The sequence below is a fragment of the Paraburkholderia sediminicola genome (assembly GCF_046027355.1).
Classification (GTDB): Bacteria; Pseudomonadota; Gammaproteobacteria; order Burkholderiales; family Burkholderiaceae; genus Paraburkholderia; species Paraburkholderia sediminicola_B.
The window spans coordinates 82,050-105,621 of sequence record NZ_JAQQEK010000007.1 but is presented as its reverse complement, the minus strand read 5'-3'; the positions used below and the strand labels follow the sequence as shown (position 1 = coordinate 105,621).

At 63.5% G+C, this 23,572-nt stretch carries 26 protein-coding genes, 1 other RNA gene and 1 riboswitch; of the genes, 13 read left to right on the top strand and 14 right to left on the bottom strand.

Translation table 11 applies throughout. The features are described from left to right. The first annotated feature begins 99 nt into the window (after positions 1-99). Positions 100-1,086: a LysR family transcriptional regulator gene (locus PQR42_RS14275; protein ID WP_408385441.1), complete on the top strand. Its 987-nt coding sequence runs from the start codon at positions 100-102 to the stop codon at positions 1,084-1,086. Positions 1,087-1,205: 119 nt separating this feature from the next. Further along, positions 1,206-2,111 carry a prolipoprotein diacylglyceryl transferase gene (gene lgt, locus PQR42_RS14270; RefSeq protein ID WP_408385443.1) on the top strand — a complete coding sequence of 302 codons (906 nt, stop codon included), beginning with the start codon at positions 1,206-1,208 and terminating at the stop codon, positions 2,109-2,111. A gap of 103 nt (positions 2,112-2,214) precedes the next feature. On the opposite strand, the gene PQR42_RS14265 is transcribed toward lgt, so the two are convergent. From PQR42_RS14265 to PQR42_RS14245, 5 genes are all read right to left on the bottom strand, one after another. Continuing rightward, a complete protein-coding gene (locus PQR42_RS14265; RefSeq protein ID WP_408385445.1) occupies positions 2,215-2,946 on the bottom strand; it encodes an SIMPL domain-containing protein in 732 nt (243 codons plus the stop codon). Between the two features lie 173 nt (positions 2,947-3,119). Beyond that, positions 3,120-3,578 (bottom strand): EVE domain-containing protein, encoded by a 459-nt coding sequence (locus PQR42_RS14260; RefSeq protein ID WP_408385447.1) that lies wholly within the window; start codon positions 3,576-3,578, stop codon positions 3,120-3,122. A gap of 107 nt (positions 3,579-3,685) precedes the next feature. Beyond that, positions 3,686-3,867, bottom strand: a non-coding RNA gene (gene ssrS, locus PQR42_RS14255) — 6S RNA. 133 nt (positions 3,868-4,000) lie between these two features. Continuing rightward, positions 4,001-4,315 carry a cell division protein ZapA gene (locus tag PQR42_RS14250; RefSeq protein WP_012432043.1) on the bottom strand — a complete coding sequence of 105 codons (315 nt, stop codon included), beginning with the start codon at positions 4,313-4,315 and terminating at the stop codon, positions 4,001-4,003. Continuing rightward, complete coding sequence (locus PQR42_RS14245; RefSeq protein ID WP_408209874.1) at positions 4,312-4,668, bottom strand: ATPase; 357 nt, start codon at positions 4,666-4,668, stop codon at positions 4,312-4,314. Before PQR42_RS14245 ends, PQR42_RS14250 begins: the two co-directional genes overlap by 4 nt. A gap of 207 nt (positions 4,669-4,875) precedes the next feature. Next, a riboswitch (cobalamin riboswitch) is annotated at positions 4,876-5,132 on the top strand. Between the two features lie 91 nt (positions 5,133-5,223). Between PQR42_RS14245 and PQR42_RS14240 the strand changes: the two genes are divergently transcribed. Genes PQR42_RS14240 through cobC form a run of 6 tightly spaced genes read left to right on the top strand, consistent with a single transcriptional unit; the run spans position 5,224 to position 11,532 of the window. After that, a complete protein-coding gene (locus tag PQR42_RS14240) occupies positions 5,224-7,113 on the top strand; it encodes a TonB-dependent receptor domain-containing protein (RefSeq protein ID WP_408385448.1) in 1,890 nt (629 codons plus the stop codon). A 39-nt stretch (positions 7,114-7,152) separates the two neighbouring features. Beyond that, positions 7,153-8,205 carry a FecCD family ABC transporter permease gene (locus PQR42_RS14235; RefSeq protein ID WP_408385450.1) on the top strand — a complete coding sequence of 351 codons (1,053 nt, stop codon included), beginning with the start codon at positions 7,153-7,155 and terminating at the stop codon, positions 8,203-8,205. After that, a complete protein-coding gene (locus tag PQR42_RS14230) occupies positions 8,202-9,041 on the top strand; it encodes an ABC transporter ATP-binding protein (RefSeq protein WP_408385451.1) in 840 nt (279 codons plus the stop codon). Before PQR42_RS14235 ends, PQR42_RS14230 begins: the two co-directional genes overlap by 4 nt. Before the next feature lie 35 nt (positions 9,042-9,076). After that, complete coding sequence (gene cobT / locus PQR42_RS14225; protein WP_408385452.1) at positions 9,077-10,138, top strand: nicotinate-nucleotide--dimethylbenzimidazole phosphoribosyltransferase; 1,062 nt, start codon at positions 9,077-9,079, stop codon at positions 10,136-10,138. Positions 10,139-10,180: 42 nt separating this feature from the next. Beyond that, on the top strand, positions 10,181-10,957 hold the full coding sequence (locus tag PQR42_RS14220) for an adenosylcobinamide-GDP ribazoletransferase (RefSeq protein WP_408209887.1): 777 nt from the start codon (positions 10,181-10,183) through the stop codon (positions 10,955-10,957). Next, positions 10,942-11,532 (top strand): alpha-ribazole phosphatase, encoded by a 591-nt coding sequence (gene cobC / locus PQR42_RS14215; RefSeq protein WP_408385453.1) that lies wholly within the window; start codon positions 10,942-10,944, stop codon positions 11,530-11,532. Before PQR42_RS14220 ends, cobC begins: the two co-directional genes overlap by 16 nt. Positions 11,533-11,559: 27 nt before the next feature. Here cobC and PQR42_RS14210 read toward each other — a convergent pair whose 3' ends face one another. Genes PQR42_RS14210 through cobU form a run of 4 tightly spaced genes read right to left on the bottom strand, consistent with a single transcriptional unit; the run spans position 11,560 to position 15,073 of the window. After that, complete coding sequence (locus tag PQR42_RS14210) at positions 11,560-12,471, bottom strand: cobalamin-binding protein (RefSeq protein ID WP_408385454.1); 912 nt, start codon at positions 12,469-12,471, stop codon at positions 11,560-11,562. Positions 12,472-12,529: 58 nt separating this feature from the next. Continuing rightward, a complete protein-coding gene (gene cobD, locus PQR42_RS14205) occupies positions 12,530-13,591 on the bottom strand; it encodes a threonine-phosphate decarboxylase CobD (protein ID WP_408385455.1) in 1,062 nt (353 codons plus the stop codon). Continuing rightward, positions 13,584-14,519, bottom strand: coding sequence for an adenosylcobinamide-phosphate synthase CbiB (gene cbiB / locus PQR42_RS14200; RefSeq protein WP_408385598.1), 936 nt, complete (start codon positions 14,517-14,519; stop codon positions 13,584-13,586). The genes cobD and cbiB overlap by 8 nt, the downstream gene beginning before the upstream one ends. Further along, positions 14,519-15,073, bottom strand: a complete 555-nt coding sequence (cobU, locus tag PQR42_RS14195; RefSeq protein WP_408209898.1) for a bifunctional adenosylcobinamide kinase/adenosylcobinamide-phosphate guanylyltransferase — start codon at positions 15,071-15,073, stop codon at positions 14,519-14,521. The genes cbiB and cobU overlap by 1 nt, the downstream gene beginning before the upstream one ends. Positions 15,074-15,330: 257 nt before the next feature. Between cobU and PQR42_RS14190 the strand changes: the two genes are divergently transcribed. The 4 genes from PQR42_RS14190 (at position 15,331) to PQR42_RS14175 (ending at position 19,330) form a co-directional block, all read left to right on the top strand. Next, a complete protein-coding gene (locus tag PQR42_RS14190) occupies positions 15,331-16,791 on the top strand; it encodes a cobyric acid synthase (protein WP_408385600.1) in 1,461 nt (486 codons plus the stop codon). A 144-nt stretch (positions 16,792-16,935) separates the two neighbouring features. Then, positions 16,936-17,352: a DoxX family protein gene (locus tag PQR42_RS14185; protein WP_408385457.1), complete on the top strand. Its 417-nt coding sequence runs from the start codon at positions 16,936-16,938 to the stop codon at positions 17,350-17,352. Between the two features lie 225 nt (positions 17,353-17,577). After that, a complete protein-coding gene (locus PQR42_RS14180; RefSeq protein WP_408385459.1) occupies positions 17,578-17,802 on the top strand; it encodes a hypothetical protein in 225 nt (74 codons plus the stop codon). A gap of 25 nt (positions 17,803-17,827) precedes the next feature. Then, positions 17,828-19,330, top strand: a complete 1,503-nt coding sequence (locus PQR42_RS14175) for a Fic family protein (RefSeq protein ID WP_408385461.1) — start codon at positions 17,828-17,830, stop codon at positions 19,328-19,330. 77 nt (positions 19,331-19,407) lie between these two features. Here PQR42_RS14175 and PQR42_RS14170 read toward each other — a convergent pair whose 3' ends face one another. Further along, entirely contained in the window at positions 19,408-19,827 is a 420-nt protein-coding gene (locus PQR42_RS14170) for a PaaI family thioesterase (RefSeq protein WP_408385463.1), read from the bottom strand. 210 nt (positions 19,828-20,037) lie between these two features. Here PQR42_RS14170 and PQR42_RS14165 point away from each other — a divergent pair, with 210 nt between their 5' ends. Beyond that, complete coding sequence (locus PQR42_RS14165) at positions 20,038-20,676, top strand: nucleotide-binding protein (protein WP_408209912.1); 639 nt, start codon at positions 20,038-20,040, stop codon at positions 20,674-20,676. A gap of 205 nt (positions 20,677-20,881) precedes the next feature. Here the strand turns inward: PQR42_RS14165 and panD are convergent, their stop codons facing one another. The 4 genes from panD to PQR42_RS14145 form a co-directional block, all read right to left on the bottom strand. Continuing rightward, on the bottom strand, positions 20,882-21,268 hold the full coding sequence (panD, locus tag PQR42_RS14160) for an aspartate 1-decarboxylase (protein WP_012432059.1): 387 nt from the start codon (positions 21,266-21,268) through the stop codon (positions 20,882-20,884). A gap of 50 nt (positions 21,269-21,318) precedes the next feature. Next, complete coding sequence (gene panC / locus PQR42_RS14155; protein WP_408385465.1) at positions 21,319-22,152, bottom strand: pantoate--beta-alanine ligase; 834 nt, start codon at positions 22,150-22,152, stop codon at positions 21,319-21,321. A gap of 201 nt (positions 22,153-22,353) precedes the next feature. Then, positions 22,354-23,229: a segregation and condensation protein A gene (locus PQR42_RS14150; protein ID WP_408356000.1), complete on the bottom strand. Its 876-nt coding sequence runs from the start codon at positions 23,227-23,229 to the stop codon at positions 22,354-22,356. A 4-nt stretch (positions 23,230-23,233) separates the two neighbouring features. Further along, positions 23,234-23,419, bottom strand: a complete 186-nt coding sequence (locus PQR42_RS14145; RefSeq protein ID WP_175150426.1) for a DUF3460 family protein — start codon at positions 23,417-23,419, stop codon at positions 23,234-23,236. Positions 23,420-23,572: the final 153 nt, after the last annotated feature.

Below are 23,572 nucleotides of genomic sequence, written 5' to 3'. Positions count from 1 at the left end.
CGTCCAGTGTAGTCCGGCGTGTCGCGCAAGGATGCAGTTTTGCAATGCGCGCGTTCAATATATTATTCGGGCTTCATTAGGTCGTAAAATGTATCAATCATGCTGCCTGCCATTCCCGATCTGCGTCAGTTGCGCTATTTCGTCACCGTCGCCGAAGAAAAGCACTTCGGGCGCGCGGCCGTGCGCCTTTCAATGACGCAGCCGCCGTTGTCGCAAGCCATCCGCGCGCTCGAGGAGACGCTCGGCGTCGAATTGTTCGCGCGCACCAAGCGTTCCGTCGAACTCACGTCGGTGGGCGCCGATCTGCTGCCCGAGGTGCAGCGCCTGCTCGCGAGCGCCGAGGGCCTGCGGCCGCTCGCGCAGAGCCTCGCGCGGGGCGAGGCGGGCGTGTTGTCGCTGGCTTTCGTTTCCACCGCGGACTATGGCCTGCTGCCGCTGCTGCTGCGCGATTTCGGCGCGCGCCATCCGCGCGTGCGGCTGGAATTGACCGAAGCCACCAGCGACGTGCAGGTGGACGAACTGGTGGCCGGGCGCATCGACGCCGGTCTCGTGATCGCGCCGCTGCCCTCGCGCCACGCCACCCAGCTCTCGTGGCTGCCGATCGCGCGCGAGCCGCTGGTGATCGCCATGTCGACGGACATGGCAGCGCGCGTGGCGAGCGCCACTGGTGACGATGCCGACCCGCGCGCCGAATGGCTGGACACGCCGGTCAGCCTGCGCGACGTGGCCGACGCGCCGCTCGTGGTCTTCCCAAGACGTCTGGCGCCAGGCTTTTATGACATCATTATGGATTGCTACGGCGTGGCGGGCCTCGCGCCCCGAGTCGGCCAGGAAGCGATCCAGATGCAAACGATCGTGAGCCTCGTCTCGGCCGGCATGGGTGTCGCACTGGTGCCGCAATCGTTACGTAATCTGCGCCGCACCGGCGTCGTGTACCGGCCGCTTTCCGAGTCGGTGCCCGCGATCGAGACGGGCCTCGTCTGGCGCTCGGCTGAGGTCAGCCCGGTGCTGGCGGGCTTCATCGACATCGTGCGGGCGCATGCGGCGACCGTCGAGGTGCAACAATCCGCCGCGCCGCGCATTTAGACGCGTCCTCGCGAACGCATTGCCGGCCGGACCGTCCAAAGCATGCACCGCAAGGTGCGGGCAGCGCCGCCCACCCAGATAAAACCTGCTTCTGAACCTGAACTGCCCATAACAACACGATGCTCATTCACCCCAATTTCGACCCCGTTGCCATTCATCTGGGGCCGCTCGCAGTACGCTGGTATGGACTGATGTACCTCGTCGCGTTCATCGCGGCGATCGTCGTCGGCCGGCTGCGGCTGCGTTTGCCGTACGTCGCCGCGCAAGGCTGGACCGCCAAGGATATCGACGACATGCTGTTTTACGGCGTGCTGGGCACGATCCTCGGCGGCCGGCTCGGCTATGTGCTGTTCTACAAGGCGAGCTTTTATTTCGCGCATCCGCTTGACATCTTCAAGGTGTGGGAAGGCGGCATGTCGTTTCACGGCGGCTTCCTCGGTGTGACGCTCGCCATGGTGTTGTTCGCGTATCAGCGCAAACGCTCGTGGCTGCAGGTCACCGATTTCGTCGCGCCGATGGTGCCCACCGGCCTCGCGGCGGGGCGTCTCGGCAACTTCATCAACGGCGAGTTGTGGGGCCGCGTAACCGATCCGTCGGCGCCTTGGGCCATGCTGTTTCCGGGCGCCGCGCCCGACGACGCCGCGTGGCTCACCGCGCATCCGCAACTGGCCGCGCAATGGCATTTGAACGAAGTGTTCGCGCAATATCACATGCTGCCGCGCCATCCGTCGGAGCTGTATGAAATCGCGCTGGAAGGCGTCGCGCTGTTCTTCGTGCTGTTCTTCTTCTCGCGCAAACCGAAGCCGATGGGCGCGATTTCCGCCGTGTTTCTGATCGGCTACGGCCTCGCGCGTTTCACGGTCGAATTCGCGCGTGAACCAGACGACTTCCTCGGTCTGCTCGCCATGGGGCTTTCCATGGGCCAATGGCTGTCGCTGCCGATGATCCTCGTCGGTATCGGCATCCTGGTGTGGTCTTATCGCCGCGCGCGCCGTGAACCGGCGCAGGCGGTCAGCGCGAATTGATCTTTAGCTACGGTTTGTCGTAGCCAATGAAAAAAGCCACGGACGTGCCGTGGCTTTTTCTTTTACTGCATCAAAGCACTGCTACCGCTGCCAGTAAAACGCGTTACTTCATCTGCACCGAGCCCGACACATTCACCGTCACCGTCGACGTGCCGCCTTCGATCGGCACCGGCGCCGAAGCCTTCGCGTCAGCGCCCATGGCGCGCGCGCTCATCATCATCATCGGCCGCGGCATCACGCCGTTGTGGCCGACGTTGACCTCGCGAATCGAATAACCGCTGTAGCCAAACGCCTGCGCGGACGAAGCGGCCTGCTCGCGGAACGACTTGATCGCTTCGCCGGTGAGCTTCTGTTCGGCCGCGCGCTGCGCTTCGGGCGAGAGCGAGAACTGCACGTTGCCGACCTGCATGATCGATGCCATTTGACCCGCGAGCTTCGACGCCGCGGCGAAATCGTGCGACTCGAGCACGATCTCCGTGCGGCCGCGCCATGCGGAAATGCGCCCGTCACGATCGGTGGACGGATAGATCGAGAACGAGCCCGTGCGCGCCGTTACGCCGCTCACACCCTTGGCTTTCTGCAACGCCGAATCGGCGCGCTGGTTCAGTGTTGCCGTGAGCGCCGACGGATCGCTCGCTTCCTGCTCGTAGAACAGCGTGATATCGACGACGTCTTGCGGCACTTCCGCGCTGGCCTGCGCGTTCAGCGACAGCACGCCGGCCGGCTGATACTGCCCGACACTTTGCGCGCGTGCCATGGCCGGTGTGAGCGCAAGCGCGGCAGGCGCGGCGCAGACGAGAGCGAAAGCGAGTGCACGTGCGGTGTTTTTCGTCATTGTTGGACTCCTTGCTTGAACAGGTTGTGCACGATTGGAGCGAACGTCGCGCAATGGCACGACGTTTGCGAGTCCGTTAGGCGGTTGTAACCTGAGCTTGGTTCCCTTGTTTGACGTTGCTTTAACGTTTGCGCGTGCATGACTACGCGTCGCGCATCTTCAACGACTCAACGTCAAGCGAGCCGCTTGGTGATGAAGCGCCATTCGGCCTCGGTCACCGGCGTGATGGACAGGCGATTGCCTTTGGCGAGCACACGCATGTCCTTGAGTTCGTCGTGCTCGCGCAGCGCGGCGAGCGGAATCAGTGGGATCTTCTTCTTGAACACCACGTCGACGAGCACCCAGCGCGGCGTTTCCTGCGACGACTTCGCGTCGTAGTAGGGACTCTTCTTGTCGAACTGGGTGGGATCGGGATACGCGGTGGACGATACCTCCGCAATGCCCGCGATGCCGGGCTCGGGACAGCTCGAGTGATAGAACAGCACACCGTCGCCGACCTGCATCATGTCGCGCATGAAATTGCGCGCCTGATAGTTGCGCACGCCGGTCCACGGCAACGCGTGGTGCGGTGCGTGGGCGAGATGATCGATGCTTGCTTCGTCCGGTTCGGACTTCATTAGCCAGTAGCGCATGAATCGAATTGAACGTTAAGAGGTTGAAGATGCGGAAGAAATCGGCGTACAAAAAACAGCGCCCAAAGAAAAACGGCACCGAACCGAAGTCCGATGCCGTTCTAAATAAGGTCCCCGCCTTAGCCGCTAGGCCGGCATCCTGAACCGGGGGTTCAGAATTGGTCGCAGTTAGCAACACTTCGGGTACATCAGACAGAGTGACGCGCACACCCGTGCTACAAATTTCCGCAACCGTGCACATGGCATTGGTTCAAGGAATATATGACCTTGGCGAACCAGGCAGGGAAGCTAAACCGATGAAGCTAAAAAACGAACTACCGATTGAACTCAAACGTTTGCTGGATCTTGCACGCCTTGTGCTCACGCACTCCGTTTGAATCCGCCGCCGATCTCAGGACCGGCAGCACGATAACACACGAGACTTACTGCATGCTGTACTGCTCAATCACAGTACCTAGTTGTTCGTTCATTTGATGCATTGTACGCCGGATTTCTTCAGCGGGAAATGCTTCTCCGTGCCTCACGCTCGATTGCAGCCTAAGCAGTTCCGATGCCAGCGACAGCGCAGCCATGACAGCAATGCGATCCGTGCCGCGTACGTTGCTGTTATTGCGGATCTTCGACATTTCGGCGTCGACGCGTGCGACCGCTTCGAGCAGCGCCGCTTCCGTTTCCGGCGAGCAGGCGAGGCGATAGGGCACGCCGAGAATCGATACTTCGATCTGCTTGGTGGTCATGCATTTTCTCCGTGGCGGGTCACGTCGCTCTCGGCTTCGACTTCGTGCTGAGCGGGCTCGAGCAGATCGAGCTGGTTGTCCGGCTCGCTGTTCGCGCGGGCACGCGGCAGCTTCTCGAGAATCGCATTCAGGCGCACCTGTGCGTCGTCGATCTTCGCGGACAGCGCGTCGCGTTCCGCCTGCAGCGCGTTACGTTCCTCGCGCAGCATTGCAAGTTCCGTGCGCGTGGCTTCGGCATCGGCGCGCGATTGGGCGAGCTGCTCTTCGAGCGCGAGTCGTGCTTCATTGTGGCGCTGGCTGATCGCAATCAGCTTGCCGATATTCTGTGAAAGTGTTTCGAGTTCGGTGAGCATGTGCTGCGTCCTCTAAAGACATCGCATTTTAGCGCGGAATGTCGCAGGTTCCGACAATTGTCTCGTTTCGAGACGTAACAACATCGCTTTGTGCAGGCTTTTATCGACCTTATGATGAAAAAGTACTCATGCGTCGGACAATAGCCTGCACTTAACAGAACAGATGGCCCACGGTCCCCGCATTCTTGACGGACCCCGAGGCCGCTCCTAAACTTGCCGCACTCTGGTGCCCGCGTGCGCTTTTCAACGGCGCGCGCAGTTAAACGGGAAGCAGGGCGCGCCGTTCGCCTGAACGCGCCAACCTGCGCTGCCCCCGCAACGGTAAGCGACCGCATTCGTCATGCAAGTCGATCCTGATCGCGTGTTGGAAGTTCAACTCGCGAGTGTGCCACTGCGCGTCACGCGTGGGAAGGCGGAATCGATGTGTCGCTAGCCCGGATACCGGCCAGAGGGAGAGGCACGTCACGCGCGAGAATGTTAAATACGCGGGCGCCTCGTTACGCATCGGCCTGCGGGGAAGCGGGCCGCGCACGCTATCCACAGGACTTTCATCCCATGCTGTCCCCCATCGCCCGCGCGGCGTTGCTCGCTTTCGCGGGCCTGCCGATCGTCGTGCATGCGCAAGCTGCTCCTTCATCTTCTTCGTCCCCGTCGGCGGATTCATCGGCCGCGGTGTCGTCTTCGGCGGTGCTGTCGCCCGTGGTGGTGACCGCGGAGCGCGGGCCGCAAGCACTCGCCGACACGATCCCGCAGACGTCGCTGTTCGATCAGCAGGATATCGCCGACACCACCGCGACCGATTTGCCCGGCCTTCTGCAACTCGCTCCAGGCGCGCAAATCTCGCGTACAGGTGGCCCCGGTTCGACGACGAGCCTCTATTTGCGCGGCGCGTCGTCGACGCAATCGCTGCTGCTGATCGACGGCGTGCGCGTCGATTCGGTGAGCCTGGGTGCGCCGCAACTCGCGCAGATTCCGCTCGACCAGATCGATCACGTCGAGGTGGTGAACGGCAACGTGTCGGCGTTATACGGTTCGGGCGCGATCGGCGGCGTGGTGCAGGTGTTCACGAAAGAAGGCAGCGACCATCCGCCGCGTTTCAATTTTTCGCTGGGCTACGGCAGCTATCACACGCAGACGCAGCAGGCGGGCGTGAACGGCGCATTGGATAAAGACGGCAACACGACCTTCAGCATTTCGCTCGCGCGTTCGAAGGACGACGGCTTCTCGTCGCTCAATCCACGCGAGGCGCCCAACGCCAATCCGAATGCGAACGGCTATCTGAACGAGAGCATCTCGGCTTCGCTGCGCCACAAGTTCAACGACAAATGGGACGCCGGCGCCAGCTACTTCCAGTCGAACGGCAACAACAGCTACGACAATGCGTACGGCGTGCCGACCGATCTGAACAACCTGTATAGCAAGGTGCGCCAGGTCTCGGTGTTCGCGAACGGCAAGCTGACCGACTGGTGGACGACACACTTCATCGTCGCCGAGGGCGACGACCGCAGCGTGTCGAACACCAACGGCGTGTACAACGGCCGCTTCGATACCGACAATCGCCAGTACACATGGCAGAACGATTTCACGCTGGCCGCGCAGCAGAAGTTGCAGGTCGGCTATGAGCATCTCGATCAAAGCCTCGATTCGGATACCTTCGCGGCGCCGGACCGGCATGTGGATTCGGGTTTCGTCGGCTATACGGGGCGCTTCGGGCGCAACCAGATTCAAGCCAACGTGCGGCGCGACCAGTATTCCGATTTCGGCGGTGCGAACAGTTACTATCTCGGCTACGGCTTCGACATCACCGGCCATTGGAAGATGACCGCAAGCTATTCGGATTCGTTTCGCGCGCCCAGCTTCGACGATCTGTACTATCCGTTCAGCGGCAATCCGTCGATCCAGCCGGAGCGCAGCCATTCGATCGAAGCCGCGCTGCAGTACGCATCGAATGCGCTTGGCGTGATGCGCCTGACTGCATTCCAGACGCGCTACTCGAATCTGATTAACTATGAGCAGGTGACGCCCGGCATCTATCTGGCCGAGAACGTCGGTCATGCGAAGGTGCAGGGGCTCGAAGGATCGTGGAGCGGCCATGTCGGCAAGACGGACGTGCGCGCGTCGGTGACGCTGCAGAATCCCGTCGACCTCGATAACGATGCGGACCTCGTGCGGCGTGCACGGCGCTTCGGCGCGCTGACGGTGAACCGCAGCATCGCCGGGTGGCGTGTGGGCGGCGAGTGGATCGTGAGCGGCGCGAGCAATGACAGCAGCGGCAAGCTGGGCGGCTATGGCGTGGTGAATCTGTCGGCGCGCTGCAACATCACGAAGGCATGGTACGTGGCCGCGCAAATCCAGAATCTGTTGGACAAGGACTATGAAACGGCCTACTCGTATAACTCGCCGCGGCGCGGTGCGTATCTCACGGTTGGTTGGCAGCAGCAGTGAGCGGGTCGCCTCGTTGAGAACGCGCGGATGAGCCGACACATGAGCCGACACTCGAGTTCGACGCCCGCGACACTGCGCGTGATGAGCGCGAAGCGCGCGGCCGCGATCTGGCTCGCGCTCGCCGTGATCGCGCTGGCGGTGCTGATGGCGTCGCTCGCGCTGGGGAGCGTATCGCTTGCGCCGATGCGCGTGCTGGCAGCGCTGATGCCGTCGCATGCGTCGTCTGTCGGTTCTTCTGACTTAGCCGCCGAGATCGTCCGCACGCTGCGTCTGCCGCGCGCGGTCGCCGGTTTCGCCTGCGGCGCGTTGCTCGCGTTGGCTGGTGCGTTGCTGCAAGTGCTGTTGCGCAATCCGCTGGCCGAGCCCTACGTGCTGGGCGTATCGGGCGGTGCGGCGACCTTCGCGCTGGTCGCGATGATCGCCGGTTGCGCATGGTGGATCGTCGACGCGAGCGCATTCGCCGGGGCATTCGTGTCGATCCTGCTGGTGCTCGGCCTCGCGCGCCGCGAGTTGTGGCGCGGCGAGCCGCAGGACACGTCGCCACGTTTGCTGCTGACCGGCGCGGTGATCGCGGCGGGCTGGGGCGCGCTCATTACTTTGCTGCTCAACCTCGCGCCCGATAACCGCTTGCGCGGCATGCTGTTCTGGCTGACCGGCGACCTCAACGGCGGCGCGATGCCGTGGACGGCGCTCGCCGCCCTCGTCATCGTGCTGGTTGCGATCGTGCCCGCCGCGCCGCGTCTGAATGTGCTGCTGCGTGGCGACGCCGCCGCGCAAGCGTTGGGCATCGCGGTGATGCCGCTGCGCCTGCGGGTGTATCTGGCGGCTTCGCTGGCGGCGGCCGCGGCGGTGACGACGGCGGGCACCATCGGCTTTGTCGGGCTGGTCGTGCCGCACATGCTGCGGCTCGCGTTCGGCAACGATCAGCGCATGCTGCTGCCGGCCGCGGCGCTTGGCGGCGGCGTCGCGGTGATGGGCGCGGACCTGATCGCGCGCACCGTGATCGCGCCGGCGCAGTTGCCAGTCGGCGTGATCACGTCGATGATCGGCGTGCCGTTGTTTCTGTGGATGCTCTTGCGCAGGCGCCGATGATGCAAGCCCACTCCGCTTCCGAATCCGTCCTCAGCGCGCAACGTTTGACCTTGCGTGTGGGCGCGCGCACTTTGCTCGACGCCTTCACGCATACCTTCTACGCAGGCGAGATCTGGTGCGTGGCCGGCCCGAACGGCGCGGGCAAGACGACGCTGCTCTCCACGCTCGCCGGGTTGTTGCAACCGTCGGCGGGACATGTCGAACTCGATGGCGTGCGCCTCGCCGACTGGCCGCCGCTGCCGCTCGCGCAACGCCGCGCGCTGATGCCGCAAAGCGCGCCCGACGCATTCAGCGCGAGCGTGCTCGATATCGTCATGCTCAACCGCTTTCCGCATCTCACCGGCTGGGGCTGGGAGCGCGAGGCCGATCGCGAAGCGGCGCACGCGGCGTTGGATCTGTTGGGACTCGCCGCATTCGCCGCGCGCGATGTGCTGTCGCTCTCGGGCGGCGAGCGGCAACGCGTGGCGCTGGCGGCGGTGCTGTGCCAGGACGCGCCGTTGCTGCTGCTCGACGAACCGTTGTCGCATCTCGATCTGCATCATCAGATCGACTGCCTCGAGGCGTTGGCCGCGTGGACACGCGAGCCTGGGCGTACAGTGATGTTTTCGTGCCACGACCTGAACCTCGCGCGCCGTTTCGCCACGCATGCGCTGCTGCTCGACGGCGCGGGCGGCGCGTATGCCGGACCAGTGCACGACGTGTTGACGCCCACGCTGGCGAGCCGTGCATTCGGCTACCCATTGATTCTGATTCGCGACGGCGAACACGAGGCGCTGATTCCCGCGCCGCGCGCGCGTCACGAATCGCCCGCCGGCCATGACAGGCCGGCAAGCTGATCGCTTCATTCCAACATTCTCTTTCAGACACGCTCATGACTTCATTGCCACGCTTGCCCGGACTGCCCGAAGTCGAACCGCTCGATCAAACGCTGCGTGACGAGCTGCAGCACATCATCGATACCAAGACGAAGCCGCCCGGCAGTCTCGGCCGGCTCGAAACGCTCGCGCGTCAGATGGGCCTGATTCAGCGCACGACGCATCCCACCGTGACGCGCCCGGCGATGATCGTCTTCGCCGGCGACCACGGCGTCGCCGAAGAGGGCGTGAGCCCTTATCCGCAAGCGGTGACCGCACAGATGGTCGCCAACTTCCTCGCGGGCGGCGCGGCGATCAACGCATTGAGCCGCGTCTCGGGCATCGAGCTCGAAGTCGTCAACGCGGGCATCGCGACGCCGTTGCCATCCACCGCAGGTCTCGTCGACATTCCGGTCGCGGCCGGCACGCGCAACTTCGCGCGCGAACCGGCCATGAGCCGCGACCAGGCGCTCGTCGCGATGCAGGCGGGCGCGGCGCGCGTGCGGCATCATGCGGCGCTCGGCACCAATGTCATCGGCTTCGGCGAGATGGGGATTGCGAACACCTCGGCGGCCGCGTGTCTGATGAGCCGTTTGTGCGGCGTGCCGATCGACGAATGCGTCGGCCGCGGCACGGGTCTCGACAACGCGGGACTCGCGCGGAAGCGCAACGTGCTGGCGTCGGCGCTCGCGCGTCACCCTGTGTCCACCGATCCGCTCGACGTGCTGGCCACCTTCGGCGGCTTCGAGATCGCGATGATGGCGGGCGCCTATCTCGCGGCCGCCGACGCACGCATGACGATTCTGGTCGACGGCTTCATCGCGACCTCGGCCTTGCTGATTGCCGACGCCTTTGCGCCGAGCATGCGTGAGTACTGCGTGTTCGCGCATGCGTCGAACGAAGCGGGGCATCTTCGCATGCTCGATCATTTCGGCGCGCTGCCGTTGCTGTCGCTCGACATGCGTCTTGGCGAAGGCACTGGCGCGGCGCTCGCGGTGCCGCTGTTGCGCGCGGCAACGGCGTTCATCAACGACATGGCGAGCTTCGAATCGGCCGGCGTCGCGAATCGCGATGCGTGATCCGCTTGATCCTTTAGACAGAAACGCTTGCCCGGCACACTCATGAATCCGCTCGCGGAACTGCGCTATTTCTTCACGGCACTCGGCTATTTCACGCGCGTGCCCGTGCCGCGATGGGTCGGCTACGAGCCGCATTATCTGAACGCGGCGGCGCGTTATTTTCCGCTCGTCGGCGTATTGATCGGCGGATTGAGCGCGCTCGTCTATCTCGCCGCGCTGCGCGTATTTCCCGCGGGCGTGGCGGTGCTGTTGTCGATGGCCGTATCGCTGCTCGTGACCGGCGCGTTTCACGAGGACGGTCTCGCTGATTGCATCGATGCGTTCGGTGGCGCCTATACGCGCGAAGATGTATTGCGAATCATGCATGACTCGCGCATCGGCGCTTTCGGCGCCATCGCGCTCGTCATGGCACTTGCATTGAAGTGGCAGACGCTCGTTGCATTGCCGCCGATGCGTGCCGCAAGTCTGATGATTGCCGCCCACGCGGCGAGCCGTACCTGTGCGATCAGCTACCTGGCCACGCTCGACTATGTGCGTGCCGAAGGGAAGGCCAAACCGGTCGCGCAGCGCCTGAGCGCCGGTGCGTTCATCTGCGCCGCGATATTCGGTTTGCCGTGGCTGCTGTGGCCGAACGGGCTCGCCGCGCCGGACTGGCGCTTCGCGGGCTCGGCGGTCGTGGTTCTGCTCGCACTTCGCGTGGCAATGGGCCGATATTTCGTCAGACGCATCGGCGGTTATACAGGCGACTGCCTCGGCTTCGCGCAGCAAGTTTTTGAATTGAGCATCTACCTGGTGGGGCTCGCATGGATATCGTCCTGATTCGTCATCCCGCGGTCGCGCTCGATGCGGGCGTGTGTTACGGCCACAGCGACGTGGCGCTTGCCGAAGATGCCGAGGTGTCGTCGACGACACTCGCCTTGAAGCTCGCGACTTTGCAGGTGCCGGCGCCACGCGTGCTGATGTCGAGTCCGTTGAAGCGCTGCTCGGCGCTCGCTGCCGAGTTGGCCAACGACTTCGGCTCTGTGATCAGTCACGACGACCGTCTGATGGAAATGAACTTCGGCGATTGGGAAGCGCAACGCTGGGACGCCATCGATCGCGAATTGCTCGACGACTGGGCGGCCAACTTCGAACACGCGCGTGCGCATGGCGGCGAAAGCGTCGCGCAGTTCGTCGCGCGGGTGCGTGCGTGGCTCGATGCATTTGCGCTGACGCGTGAGTTGTCGCCGGCCTATGTGGTCACGCATGCGGGCGTGATGCGGGCGATTGCGTCGATCGTGCTGGACGTGCCGCTGGAACGCTGTCTGCGATGGTCGCTCGATATGAGCGGGATCGTCTGGTTGCGCAGAAACGATGAAACGCAGCAGTGGTCGTTGGTGCGGTGGAATGCGTGAGTTACGGCGCGGCTGATCTTGCGCGGCTTACTGCTCGCCAGGCTTCCTGCGTGAGCGCGCCGCTTCGAGGTCCTCGCACATTTGCTTCGCGCCTCGCGCAATGCGTGGCGCAGGGCGGTTGATCAGATCGCCGTCGATAGCAAAAAGATTGTTGTTTGCCACCGCTGTCAGGCTCGGCCATGCGCGCCATGTGCCGAGTTGCGGCAAGGTGGTGTCTGGTTGTGTCGCGCCCGGTGCTGCGGTGACGATCGCTTCCGGATTCGCCGCGAGCACCGCTTCGGTCGAGACGGTCGGCACCAGCGGTTCGAGCTTGGCGAACACGTTGCGGCCGCCGCATAGCGCGATCACGTCACTGACCATGTGCTCGCCGTTGAGCGTCATCAACGGTTGATCCCACACCTGATAGAACACGCTGACGGGCGGCCGGCTTGCATATCGCATGCGCAACTTCGCGATGTCCTGACGGTAGGCGGCCGCCGCTGCATCGGCTGCCGAGGATGTGCCGAGAAGTTGGCCGAGCTTCATCAACGACACGGCGACGTCGTCGAGATGATGCGGTTCGCTAAAGAACAACGGAATATGCATCTCGCGCAGGCGATCGAGTTGACGCTGCGCATTGCCATGCCGCCACACCACGATCAGATCGGGCTTGAGCGCGACGATGCGTTCAAGATCGAGCGCCTTGTTATCGCCGACGCGCGGCAACTGTTTCGCCTCGGGCGGATAGTCGCTGTATGACACGGCGCCGACCACTTTCGCGCCGCCGCCCGCGGCATACAGCAATTCGGTGACGTGCGGCGCGAGGCTGATGACGCGTTGCGCCGGAGCGGACAGGGTGACGGTTGCGCCGGTGTCATCGGTGACGGTGATTGCGGCATGCGCGTGCAGCGCGCCGATGAAGAGCGCGGTGGCGATGGCGAAGCGGGCGAGTCGGTTCATCGAGCGAGGCTGCGTGGCGCGTAGTTATTGTGGGAGTGAGGGCTTCGTTCTCTTTGAATCAGCCCGCTCGCGTAGCATCGGTCTCTCGTACGGCTTCATGCATGCTCTCTGCGAAGCGTGTCCATTCGGCCTCGCTCGCAGGCAAGCCGAATCGAACGCTGCCCGACGAAGTGAACAGCCGCGTCCACACGCCGCGTCGTGCAAGCGCTTCATGCAGAGCGGCGGCGCGTGAGTCGTCGGTCCATGCGAAGAGCGGCGTGCTGCGTGTATTGAAGCCTTGCGCATGCAACAGGTCGACCAGTCGCGCGCTTTCGGCATCGAGCCGAGTGCGCATATGCCGTTGCCAGGCTTCATCGGCGAAGGCGGCTTTGACGGCGTGACGGGCCGGACCACTGACCGTCCACGCGCCGAGCGCGACGCGCAAACTTTGGAGCAAAGCAGGCGCGCCGAGTACGAACCCCGCGCGCACTCCGGCGAGGCCGAAGAATTTCCCCGGCGAGCGCAACACGATCAAGCCTTCGCGATGCGTGCTCGCCGCGAGCGACGCCGACGACATCGTCTCGGCGAAGGCTTCATCGACCAGCAGCGTGCCGCCGCGCGCGCTCAACTGCGCGTGCCAGTGCAATAACGTTGTGGCGCTCAGATGCGTGGCGGTCGGATTGTTCGGATTCACGACGACCACATGCATGAGCGCTTCGGGCAATGTTTCCCACCCGACATCGAGCGGCATCACTTCATGGCCGCTGCGTTTAAACGCAGGCGCGTATTCGCTATACGTCAGCGGCGCGATGCCGACGCATGCGCGCGGCAGCAGCGCGGGCAGCGCGCGAATCGCCGCCTGGCTGCCTGCGACGGGCAGCACATGCGCCGCATCAGGCGCGCCGTAATAGCGCGCGGCGCAGGCGGCGAAATCGTCGCCGTCGTCGGGCAGGCGGCGCCAGGCATCGGCGGGAATCGGCGGGACCGGATAGCCGTGCGGATTGATACCCGTCGACAAATCGAGCCATTGTGCGTATGGAATGTCGTAGCGCCTGGCCGCTTCGTGCAGATTGCCGCCGTGCACGACTGCATCTATCGGCGTGTGGGTTTCATCCACGCGGCTGCTCACTGAATCAACCATGAAAGGGCACGCTCAACAACGCCAGCACGATCAGCACCGCGAGCCACAGAATGACCGTGCGCTCGACCAGCATCAACGCGGCGGTCACGTGGCTGGCTTTCGCGGAATGCCCGAAGCCGAGTGTCGGCCTATGCTCCAGCGCGCCGTGATACACCGCCGGCCCGCCGATCAATACATTCAGACTGCCTGCGCCGGAGGCCATCACCGGCCCGGCATTCGGGCTGTCCCAGCGCGGCGCCTGCTCCCGCCAGCAGCGCCACGCGGTGCGCGTGTCGCCGAGCAGCGCATAGCTGGCGGCGGTCAGACGCGCGGGAATCCAGTTGAGCACGTCGTCGATTCGCGCGGCGGCCCAGCCGTAGCGCAAATAGCGCGGCGTGCGATAACCCCACATCGCATCGAGCGTGTTGGCGAGACGAAACGCGAGCGCGCCCGGACCGCCCGCGATGGCGAACCAGAACAGCGCGCCGAAGATCGCGTCATTGCCGTTTTCGAGCGCCGATTCGACGGCGGCGCGCGACAACGCGCCTTCGTCGGCATCCGCGGTTTCGCGTGAGACGATGCGCGCGGTCAGCATGCGCGCTTGCGGGAGATCACGCCGGGCCAACGCCTGGGCGATCGGCGCGATGTGATCGTGCAGACTGCGCGCGCCGAGCGCGAACCACAGCAACAGGACGTGCACCACGCAGGCCGCGAAAAACGGCAGCACGGCGACCAGACACCACGCGATCAGCACTGGCGGCATCACCGCCAGCGACCATGCCAGCAGACCTTTGAGCCGTAAGCGCCGGCCGGTGTTGTAGCGCTTTTCCAGACGCATCGCCCATTTGCCGAAGCCCACCAGCGGATGAGCCGCGCGCGGCTCGCCGAACCAACGGTCGACGACGACGCCCGCGGCGGTCAGCGTCACAAGAAGCGGGAGCGAGAGCATCACGCGTGGCTCGCGGTTTTCAGCGCGAGCGGCAAACCGGCGACCATCATCGTGGCCTGGGTACTCAACGCGGCAATGCGCTGGTTGAGCCGCCCGAGTTCATCGACGTAAAGACGCGTGGCCGCGCCGAGCGGCACCACGCCCAGACCGATTTCGTTGCTGACGACGATGATCTTGCCTTTGGCGTTGACGAGCGCCGCTTCGAGCGCGGCAATGTGTGCGTGATATTGATCGAGCGGCGGAGCGTCGCCTTCGGGCGGACAGAGCAGAGTGGCGAGCCACAACGTCAGGCAATCGATCAGGATGCAGTGGCCGGGCGCGTCGCTTTGCGTCACGGCGCCGGCGAGATCGACGCCCGCTTCGAACAACTGCCAATGCGCCGGACGCCGCTCGCGATGGTGGACGATGCGCGCGCGGAATTCGGCGTCGTCCGTTACGCGCGCGGTGGCGATGTAGGTGACGGGCAGGGCGCTGTCGCTGGCAAGCTGTTCGGCGTGCACGCTCTTGCCCGAGCGGGCGCCGCCGAGAACGAAGGTGAGGTCGCGGGGAGTCATCGCGTGATTGTACCGGCGTGCAGCGCGGGTCGGCGCGATGGGATAATGCCGCGTTCGAGGCGGTCCACGCGCTGCGCTGTTGAATGAAGGCTGCGTTGCCGCTTGCTTCATCGATTGTCCGATTTGCGTGACCGACTGACCGACATGGACTGCCCGATCCATTGCCTGATTGATTACCTGTTCGCTGCAGAGCCCGAGATTCCGTGACCACTATTTCGACCCCGCCTGACGCCGTACCCGTACCGCGCGGCACGCTGATGATTCAGGGCACCACGTCCGATGCCGGCAAGAGCACGCTGGTCGCCGGCCTATGCCGGCTCGCGCGCCGCGCCGGGGTGCGGGTCGCGCCGTTCAAGCCGCAGAACATGGCGCTCAACAGCGCGGTGACGGTGGACGGCGGCGAGATCGGCCGCGCTCAGGCCTTGCAGGCTGTCGCCGCGGGCATTGCCGCGCACACCGATCTGAACCCGGTGCTGCTCAAGCCGACCAGCGATCGCGGCGCGCAGGTGATCATCCACGGCAAGGCGCGCATGAATCTCGACGCGCGTGCGTATCACGACTACAAACCCGTCGCGTTCGACGCGGTGCTGCAGTCGTATGCGCGTCTGCAGGCGGCGTACGAGACGATTTTCGTCGAAGGCGCGGGGAGTCCGGCCGAGATCAATCTGCGTGATCGCGACATCGCCAACATGGGTTTCGCGGAGGCTGTCGATTGCCCGGTCGTGCTGGTGGCCGATATCGACCGCGGCGGCGTGTTCGCTCATCTCACCGGCACGCTCGCGTGCCTGTCGGCGAGCGAGCAGGCGCGGGTGCGCGGTTTCATCATCAACCGTTTTCGTGGCGATGTCAGTTTGCTGAAGCCCGGTTTGGACTGGCTCGAAGCGAAGACCGGCAAGCCGGTGCTCGGCGTCGTTCCCTATCTGCACGGCCTGACGCTCGACGCTGAAGACATGCTGCCGCCTGAGTTGCGCGCGGCGCACAGCGGCGGCGCGGCGCGCATGCTGCGGGTGGTCGTGCCGGTGCTGCCGCACATCAGCAATCACACGGATTTCGACGCGTTGCGCGCGCATCCGCAGGTCGATTTTCATTACGTGCGAAGCGGCACACCACCGCCGCCGGCTGATCTGATCATTCTGCCGGGCTCGAAGAATGTGCCCGGCGATCTCGCGTTTTTACGCGCGCAAGGTTGGGACGCGGTGCTGCAAAAGCATTTGCGTTATGGCGGCCGCGTGATCGGCATTTGCGGCGGCATGCAGATGCTCGGGCGCGAAGTGGCCGATCCGCATGGGGTGGAGGGCGCGCCGGGGACATCGGCGGGGCTCGGCTGGCTTGATTACTCGACGGTGCTCACGCGCGACAAGACGCTGAAGAATGTGACCGGACGCCTCGCGCTGCCCGGTTCGCCCGAAGTGGCCGGCTACGAGATTCATATGGGCGAGACGCGCGGCCCGGCACTCGACGCGCCCGCGCTGCGCTTGGGCGACGCGCAGGCGGCGCGTCCCGACGGTGCGATTTCCGCCGACGGCCAGATTCTCGCGACGTACGTGCACGGTCTGTTCGACACGTCGGCCGCGTGCGCCGCGTTGCTCGCGTGGGCGGGTTTGACCGATGCCGAGGAAATCGACTATCCGGCGTTGCGCGAGGCGTCGTTGGAACGTCTCGCGGATACGCTTGCGGAGCATCTCGATCTGCAGAAACTGGTTGCGGCGATTGGGTGACCTCGCGTTGAGCGCGCGGCGGTGATTAAATCCTTTTGGGAAGTAATCAAAGCCTGTAGGGCGGTTTTTCATTCCATATGGTTCGAATAGAGTTCCGACATCGACGGCCGTTTCGGGGCCGTCTCTCTCGACAAGGATCTCGTCATGAACTCGAACCGTTCCGCCGATCTGGCCGCTTTACTCCTTCGCGTCGCGTTGGGCGTGCTGTATCTCGCTCACAGTCTGCAAAAGATTTTCGTCTTCACGCTGCCCGGCACGGCGCAGTTCTTCGTGTCGCTCGGCTTGCCGGGTTGGCTCGGCTATGTGACGGCGTTTGTCGAATTGTTCGGTGGTATTGCGCTGCTGCTCGGCGTGCAGGTTCGCTGGGTCGCGCTGGTGCTGCTGCCGTTCATGCTCGGCGCGATGTCGCAGCATCTGCATAACGGCTGGGGTTTCGCGTCGCCGAACGGCGGCTGGGAATATCCGGCGTTCTGGGCGGTGACGTTGGTGGTGCAATCGCTGCTCGGTGCCGGGGCGTTGGCGTTGAGTGGGGCGAAGGCGCCGCGGGCGGTGGCTGCTTGATAGTTTTGCCGCCGACATAAAGGGCATGTGCGCGACAGGCTCGCCCTCGTTTCACAAGGCTGCCGGAGAACCGAAGCAGCGTCTTCAGAATCCCCCGGAAACGATTTGTTTCGGGGGATTTTGCTTTTACTGGCAGCCCTCGTGATCGTTCGTACCGGCCGTTCTTTCGCTGCTGCGCGACAAAACGTGTGATTGTGGCGACGCTGCGCGACAAAGTTGGTAGTTGTGGCGACGCTGCACGACAAAGACGTCAACTGGGGCGGCTTTGCTTCGCTGGAAAACGACATTTCTCGAGCGGGCACCTTTTCTACTTCTAAAAGGACTACGGATTTGTGTGCAGCTTTGCAGCGCCTCGCAGTTAAAGCGGCAATCTTTCGCTGCTACGCGACAAAAATGACCTATTCGGAGACGCTGCGCGACAAAATCGACAATTGTCGGCCTAAAATGTGAGGCTACGCGACAACCACCTCTCCTCATGAACGGCACCGTGCAATCTCCGTCGGACGACGTCATCGTCACGTCCGGTCTCTCCGCAGCAGAGCGGCGCAAAGTTGAGCGCCTTGCTGCTACCGGCGTGTTCTCCCGCATATTCAAGGGTGTCTACGTGAACGCTGAGGGAGGTTCGGACGAAGTTCAGCGGCGTGTGCGAAGCCGATGGATGGACATAGGTGGAACTCTCATCCCCGGAGGCGTGGTGTCCCATATAAGTGCGATGCGAGGACAGACGCAGGAGTCGGTGTGGACTGTTTCGCACCCGACGCTTGTCCGAAAAAGGTTGGAGTTGCCAGGTCTTGCGTTTCAGGTTGTCAAAGGGCCGGGTCCGCTACCCGGCGACATGCCACTTGGTCAAAGCGGGTTGTACTGGGCAAGTCAAGCTCGCATGCTTCTCGAGAATCTCGGCCGCAAAGCACCCCGGCGAGTTGGACAGGAGGAGGTAGAAGCATGGCTCATCAAGCATCTGAATGCTTCCGGCGAGCAGTTTCTCAATGATTTACGCGATAAAGCCGCCTCGCTGGCTGAGCGTCTGGGCATGCAAGCCCAACTCGAAATACTGCGAAGTCTGATCGGGGAATTGCTCGGAACCCATGAAAAGGGCGAACTGAAAACTCACGACGGCATGCTTATATCACAGGGCAAATCTGTGGACCGTGACCGCATGGAGCGATTCGGCCTCCTTGCAAATTACCTGCGAGGCGCTGCGCTTCCGCGCATCGAGGAGGTCGTACCGGCTGGCGTACCGCGACACAACCGTGCCTTTATTGAATCGTACTTCTCGAACTATGTCGAGGGAACGAAGTTTGCAATTGAAGACGCGCGCGACATTGTCATGCACCAGCGGGTAATGCCGACTCGCCCCAAGGACTCGCACGATATCCTCGGTGTGTTCCAACTGGCCGTGGAGGCGCCGTACCGGCATAGCCCACCCATTGCTGGCGAAGAGTTTCTCCCTATGCTGCAGGATTGGCACGCAAGGATGTTGCACGCGCGCCCGGAGGCTAGTCCCGGTAGCATCAAGACGCGTGTCAATTACGCGGGTACGACTCAATTCGTTAGTCCCAGCCACGTCCGTGGCACCTTTGAAGAGGGCTCGCGACTTGCCATGACAGTCCCTGAAGGGATGCCTCGCGCGGTTTTTTACTTGTTCCTGGTTGCGGAGATTCATCCGTTCGAAGACGGAAACGGTCGCGTGTCCCGTCTTGTCATGAATGCGGAACTGTCGCGTACGGGTCTGCATCGCATCATCGTTCCGACGCTGTTTCATCCGCAGTTCGTCGACTGCCTGCGCAAGCTCACGCGCGACAATGAACCAGCCGACTATGTGCGGAGTCTGGCCAAAATGGCGCGCTGGTGCGCACAGTTTGATTATCGCGACCTGGACGGCGTCATCGAGAACCTGAAGAAGACCAACGCGATGGAAGAATCTCCGACGCAGTATCAGTTGCTCAATATCGACGGCGGCCGGATCCTCGCCGAGTGAGGCCGCGAAGTCCGCGCAATTGACGACAGCCACCTCTGCGATCGCTCAGGGCGGGGGGCGGAGTGCGCGCCGCCGAATCAATACAACACCATCTGCGTACAACGAAACAGCGCCATCGTCTTCCCATTCGGATCGGTGACCGTGGCGTCCCACACTTGCGTGTTGCGCCCGAGGTGCACGCCCTTCGCGACCGCGCGAATCGTCCCTTCCGTCGCCGTGCTGAGAAAGTTGCTTTTTAGCTCGATGGTCGTGAAATTGCGCGCCGTCTCCGGCAGATGCGCAAGGCACGCGTAGCCACAGGCCGTATCGGCGAGACCGATCACGGTGGCGGCATGCAAAAAGCCGTTCGGCGCGAGCAATTCCTTGCGCACGATCAATTCCGCGGTCAGGACGCCTTCTTCCAGCGACAGCACATGCACGCCCAGTAAGGCGGGCAGCGAGCCTTGCTGGCGTTCGTGGAGGTGTTCGATGGTGCATTCCGGGCGGAGTTTGCTCATGAGATTCGGGTCCTCGATGGAAAAATCGGCGGGGCACGGCGGCCAATTACCCGTTTGGGGGCTTCGGCCAAAGTGCATTTGTCGATATTATCAACGGCTGGATCGACAGGTGGACCTGAACCCGGCACGAATGCGGGCACACTTGCGCATGTCAGAGCAAATACGCGGCAAACCGGCTGGCGGCGTCCAGCCTTCTTTCCGGGAGAATTCATGACGGTGATCGTGGTGGCGAATCCGAAGGGCGGCGTGGGTAAAAGCACGCTGTCGACCAATCTGGCCGGCTATTTCGCCGCGGCCGGCGAATGGGTCGCACTGGCGGACCTGGACAAGCAGCAGTCCGCGCACGCGTGGCTGTCGCTGCGGCCCGACACGCTGCCGGCCATCGAAAACTGGGAAGTCAATCAGGACGCGCCCGCCAAACCGCCCAAAGGGTTGGAACACGCGGTCATCGACACGCCGGCCGGGCTGCACGGCAATCGTCTGAGCATCGCGCTGGATCTGGCCGACAAGGTGATCGTGCCGCTCCAGCCGTCCATGTTCGATATTCTCGCCACCCAGGAATTCCTCGAGCGGCTCGCCAAGGAGAAGGCGGTCAGGAAAGGCGCGATCGAAATCGGCGTGGTCGGCATGCGCGTCGATGCGCGCACGCGCTCGGCGGAGCAACTGCATCGCTTTGTCGAGGGTTTGAAGCTGCCGGTGCTGGGCTTCTTGCGCGACACGCAGAATTACGTGCAACTGGCGGCCCACGGCCTGACCCTGTGGGACGTCGCGAAAAGCCGTGTGGAGAAGGATCTGGAGCAGTGGCAGCCGATCATCGAATGGACGAACGGCGCCAGCAAGAAGGGTTGAAGCGGCAGGGCGGGCTGCGTGGCCGCCGGCTGCATAATGATGCAGCTCACGTTGTCAATCCTAGGGGCTTCGCGCGAGGCGCGCGCCTAGGTGGACTACGAGGTGTTCCGGTCCATATCTGCGTCTGACGCCCCCCGCTCCGTGGTCCGCCAACGGGAACCCTGCGCGGCGAGCGTAGAGAACGCTCAAATGAACTACCGGGCGTTCAGGTCCAGTTCTGCGTCGGCACGTGATCGCGGCTGCCCTTGATCTTGTTGTTGTCGTCCACGAATACCAGGTCCGGCTTCCAGCCGGCCTTGAGTTCCGCCTCGTCCACCACCGCGAACGCCGCGATGATCACCAGATCGCCCAACTGCGCGCGCCGCGCGGCCGAACCGTTCAGCGAAATCATGCCGCTGCCGCGTTCGCCCTTGATCGCGTAGGTCGAGAAACGCTCGCCGTTGTTGATGTTCCAGATGTCGATCCGCTCGTTTTCGACGATGTTCGCCGCTTCCAGCAAATCTTCGTCGATCGCGCACGAGCCTTCGTAGTGCAGCTCGCAGTGCGTGACCGCGACGCGGTGGATCTTCGACTTCAGCATGTTGCGTTGCATGACCAATCCTGTGTGATTTCTTGTGCGTGTCTACGCTGTCTAAGACGGCTTCAGATTTCGAGGTTGTCGATAAGACGAGTGGCGCCGAGCTTGGCGGCGGCCAGCACGACCAGTTCCGCGTTCGCGTCTTGCGGACCCGGCGGCAGCAGATCCGAGCGCTTGCGCACCGCGATGTAATCCGGCTGCCAGCCGCGCGCGGCCAAGGCCGCCATCGCCGCCTGTTCGACTTTCGCGAAGTCGCGCTCGCCGGAAAGCACCGCATCGCGCACGCGATTCAGTTCAGCGGCCAGCTTCGGCGCTTCGGCCCGCTCGGCGGACTGCAGATAGCGATTGCGCGAGCTGAGCGCGAGACCGTCGGTGTCACGCACGGTTTCGGCAGCGATGATGTCGGTGGGTAGCGCGAACTGGTGGCACATGCGGCGCACGATCATCAACTGCTGGTAGTCCTTCTTGCCGAACACGGCGACGCGCGGCTGCACGCACGACATCAGCTTCATGACCACCGTGCACACGCCCTGGAAGAAGCCTGGCCGGAATTCGCCTTCGAGGATATCGCCCAGATCGTGCGGCGGATGCACGCGGTATTCCTGCGGCTCCGGATACAGATCCTTTTCCGTCGGCGCGAACAGCACGTAGACGTTTTCCTTCTGGAGCTTTTCGATGTCCGCTTCCATCGTGCGCGGATATTTGTCGAAATCCTCGTTCGGACCGAACTGCAGCCGGTTGACGAAGATGCTCGCCACGACCGGATCGCCGTGCTGGCGAGCGAGACGCATCAGCGACAGATGGCCCTCGTGCAGGTTGCCCATGGTCGGCACAAAGGCAGTGCGATTCTGGCCGCGCAACTGGTCGCGCAATTCATGGATCGAGCTGATGACTTTCATGATCGGACAGGGATTTCCTCGCGCGGCGCAAGACCGGGTGGACGCAAAACCCTTGGGGTTCCACGGCCCGCCGCCTCACTGGTAATGACAGGTTCGGAGCGCCGGATTGTAGTGGATTTGCGCGTCTGCCGCACCGAAAAGAGGCCGCTTCTCCCGTCGAGCGGAATTGCGCTTCGCGGGATTCCGCCCCGTTCGAGGGCTTCAGGCGGGCAGATAGGCGAGGCGCACATAGATCGGCGCGAAGGGTTCCGCCTGCGTGATCTCGACGAGCGTTTCGCGGCACAGCTCGAGCACGGCGATGAAATTCACCACCACCACCGGCACGCCCTTGCTGGTGTCGAACAGGTCGGAGAACTCGATGAAGCGCGCGTTCTGCAACTGCCGCAGGATCGAGCTCATATGCTCGCGCACCGACAGCTCTTCGCGCGAAATCTTGTGATGCTGGACCAGCTTGGCGCGCTTGATCACGTCGGCCCACGCGGCGCGCAGATCTTCGCTGTTCACGTCCGGAAAACGCGGCGTGATGCTTTGCTCGATGTAGACCTCGGCGCGCAGGAAATCGCGCCCGAGTTGCGGCAATTGGTCGATGCGCTGCGCGGCGAGCTTCATCTGCTCGTATTCGAGCAGGCGCCGCACGAGTTCCGCGCGCGGATCCTCGGCTTCTTCGCCGCTATCGGCTTTCTTGACCGGCAGCAGCATGCGCGACTTGATCTCGATCAGCATCGCGGCCATGAGCAGATACTCGGACGCGAGTTCGAGGTTGGTCTGGCGCAACTGGTCGACGTAGCCGAGGTATTGCACCGTGACGTCCGCCATCGGGATGTCGAGCACGTTGAAGTTCTGCTTGCGGATCAGGTACAGCAACAGATCCAGCGGTCCTTCGAACGTTTCGAGAAACACCTCGAGCGCGTCCGGCGGGATGTACAGATCCGTCGGCAGCTTGAAGAGCGGCTCGCCGTACAGGCGTGCAAAAGCAATGCCGTCGACGACGTCCGGGGTCGAATCGGTGGCGGGCGCGGCGAGCGCGGCGTCGGCGGGGGCCGGCGGCGCGCCGTGGGCCTCGTCGGCGTGACTCACGCGCTTAGAAGTTTTGATAGTACGAGTAAGGCGTCTGTTCTACGCGCGAAGCTCTCTGTTCGGCGCGTTCTTCCAGATCGATCGGCTGTTTGTCCCACAGCAGCGCGCGGCCGCGGCGTTGTTCGGCTTCCAGATTGGGTTTCTGTTGCTTGAGCTGGTTCAGGAACTGGGTGATGTCCGATTGATACATGGCTCGACGTCCGTGGTGTGGGAATTGGCGGCTGCCCGGCGCTCGCTCGCGTGTTGTCGCGTGTTGCCTCGCGCGGTGCCGCTGCTATTCCATAATTTTACCGCATGCGCGGCGCGCGGTCGAAAAACGGCGGCCAGGCCGGGCGGGCGGCGC

What these genes read in the sequence shown, in the direction of transcription:
- lgt (WP_408385443.1), top strand. Translation starts at nt 1,206, where the DNA reads ATGCTCATTCACCCCAATTTCGACCCCGTTGCCATTCATCTGGGGCCG.
- PQR42_RS14230 (WP_408385451.1), top strand. Translation starts at nt 8,202, where the DNA reads ATGATGCAAGCCCACTCCGCTTCCGAATCCGTCCTCAGCGCGCAACGT.
- PQR42_RS14265 (WP_408385445.1), bottom strand. Translation starts at nt 2,946, where the DNA reads ATGACGAAAAACACCGCACGTGCACTCGCTTTCGCTCTCGTCTGCGCC.
- PQR42_RS14185 (WP_408385457.1), top strand. Translation starts at nt 16,936, where the DNA reads ATGAACTCGAACCGTTCCGCCGATCTGGCCGCTTTACTCCTTCGCGTC.
- panC (WP_408385465.1), bottom strand. Translation starts at nt 22,152, where the DNA reads ATGAAAGTCATCAGCTCGATCCATGAATTGCGCGACCAGTTGCGCGGC.
- cobU (WP_408209898.1), bottom strand. Translation starts at nt 15,073, where the DNA reads ATGACTCCCCGCGACCTCACCTTCGTTCTCGGCGGCGCCCGCTCGGGC.
- PQR42_RS14170 (WP_408385463.1), bottom strand. Translation starts at nt 19,827, where the DNA reads ATGAGCAAACTCCGCCCGGAATGCACCATCGAACACCTCCACGAACGC.
- PQR42_RS14275 (WP_408385441.1), top strand. Translation starts at nt 100, where the DNA reads ATGCTGCCTGCCATTCCCGATCTGCGTCAGTTGCGCTATTTCGTCACC.
- PQR42_RS14260 (WP_408385447.1), bottom strand. Translation starts at nt 3,578, where the DNA reads ATGCGCTACTGGCTAATGAAGTCCGAACCGGACGAAGCAAGCATCGAT.
- PQR42_RS14145 (WP_175150426.1), bottom strand. Translation starts at nt 23,419, where the DNA reads ATGTATCAATCGGACATCACCCAGTTCCTGAACCAGCTCAAGCAACAG.
- cobC (WP_408385453.1), top strand. Translation starts at nt 10,942, where the DNA reads ATGGATATCGTCCTGATTCGTCATCCCGCGGTCGCGCTCGATGCGGGC.
- PQR42_RS14165 (WP_408209912.1), top strand. Translation starts at nt 20,038, where the DNA reads ATGACGGTGATCGTGGTGGCGAATCCGAAGGGCGGCGTGGGTAAAAGC.
- PQR42_RS14245 (WP_408209874.1), bottom strand. Translation starts at nt 4,668, where the DNA reads ATGCTCACCGAACTCGAAACACTTTCACAGAATATCGGCAAGCTGATT.
- PQR42_RS14235 (WP_408385450.1), top strand. Translation starts at nt 7,153, where the DNA reads ATGAGCCGACACTCGAGTTCGACGCCCGCGACACTGCGCGTGATGAGC.
- PQR42_RS14210 (WP_408385454.1), bottom strand. Translation starts at nt 12,471, where the DNA reads ATGAACCGACTCGCCCGCTTCGCCATCGCCACCGCGCTCTTCATCGGC.
- PQR42_RS14190 (WP_408385600.1), top strand. Translation starts at nt 15,331, where the DNA reads ATGATTCAGGGCACCACGTCCGATGCCGGCAAGAGCACGCTGGTCGCC.
- PQR42_RS14175 (WP_408385461.1), top strand. Translation starts at nt 17,828, where the DNA reads ATGAACGGCACCGTGCAATCTCCGTCGGACGACGTCATCGTCACGTCC.
- PQR42_RS14250 (WP_012432043.1), bottom strand. Translation starts at nt 4,315, where the DNA reads ATGACCACCAAGCAGATCGAAGTATCGATTCTCGGCGTGCCCTATCGC.
- panD (WP_012432059.1), bottom strand. Translation starts at nt 21,268, where the DNA reads ATGCAACGCAACATGCTGAAGTCGAAGATCCACCGCGTCGCGGTCACG.
- cobT (WP_408385452.1), top strand. Translation starts at nt 9,077, where the DNA reads ATGACTTCATTGCCACGCTTGCCCGGACTGCCCGAAGTCGAACCGCTC.
- PQR42_RS14240 (WP_408385448.1), top strand. Translation starts at nt 5,224, where the DNA reads ATGCTGTCCCCCATCGCCCGCGCGGCGTTGCTCGCTTTCGCGGGCCTG.
- cbiB (WP_408385598.1), bottom strand. Translation starts at nt 14,519, where the DNA reads ATGCTCTCGCTCCCGCTTCTTGTGACGCTGACCGCCGCGGGCGTCGTC.
- cobD (WP_408385455.1), bottom strand. Translation starts at nt 13,591, where the DNA reads ATGGTTGATTCAGTGAGCAGCCGCGTGGATGAAACCCACACGCCGATA.
- PQR42_RS14220 (WP_408209887.1), top strand. Translation starts at nt 10,181, where the DNA reads ATGAATCCGCTCGCGGAACTGCGCTATTTCTTCACGGCACTCGGCTAT.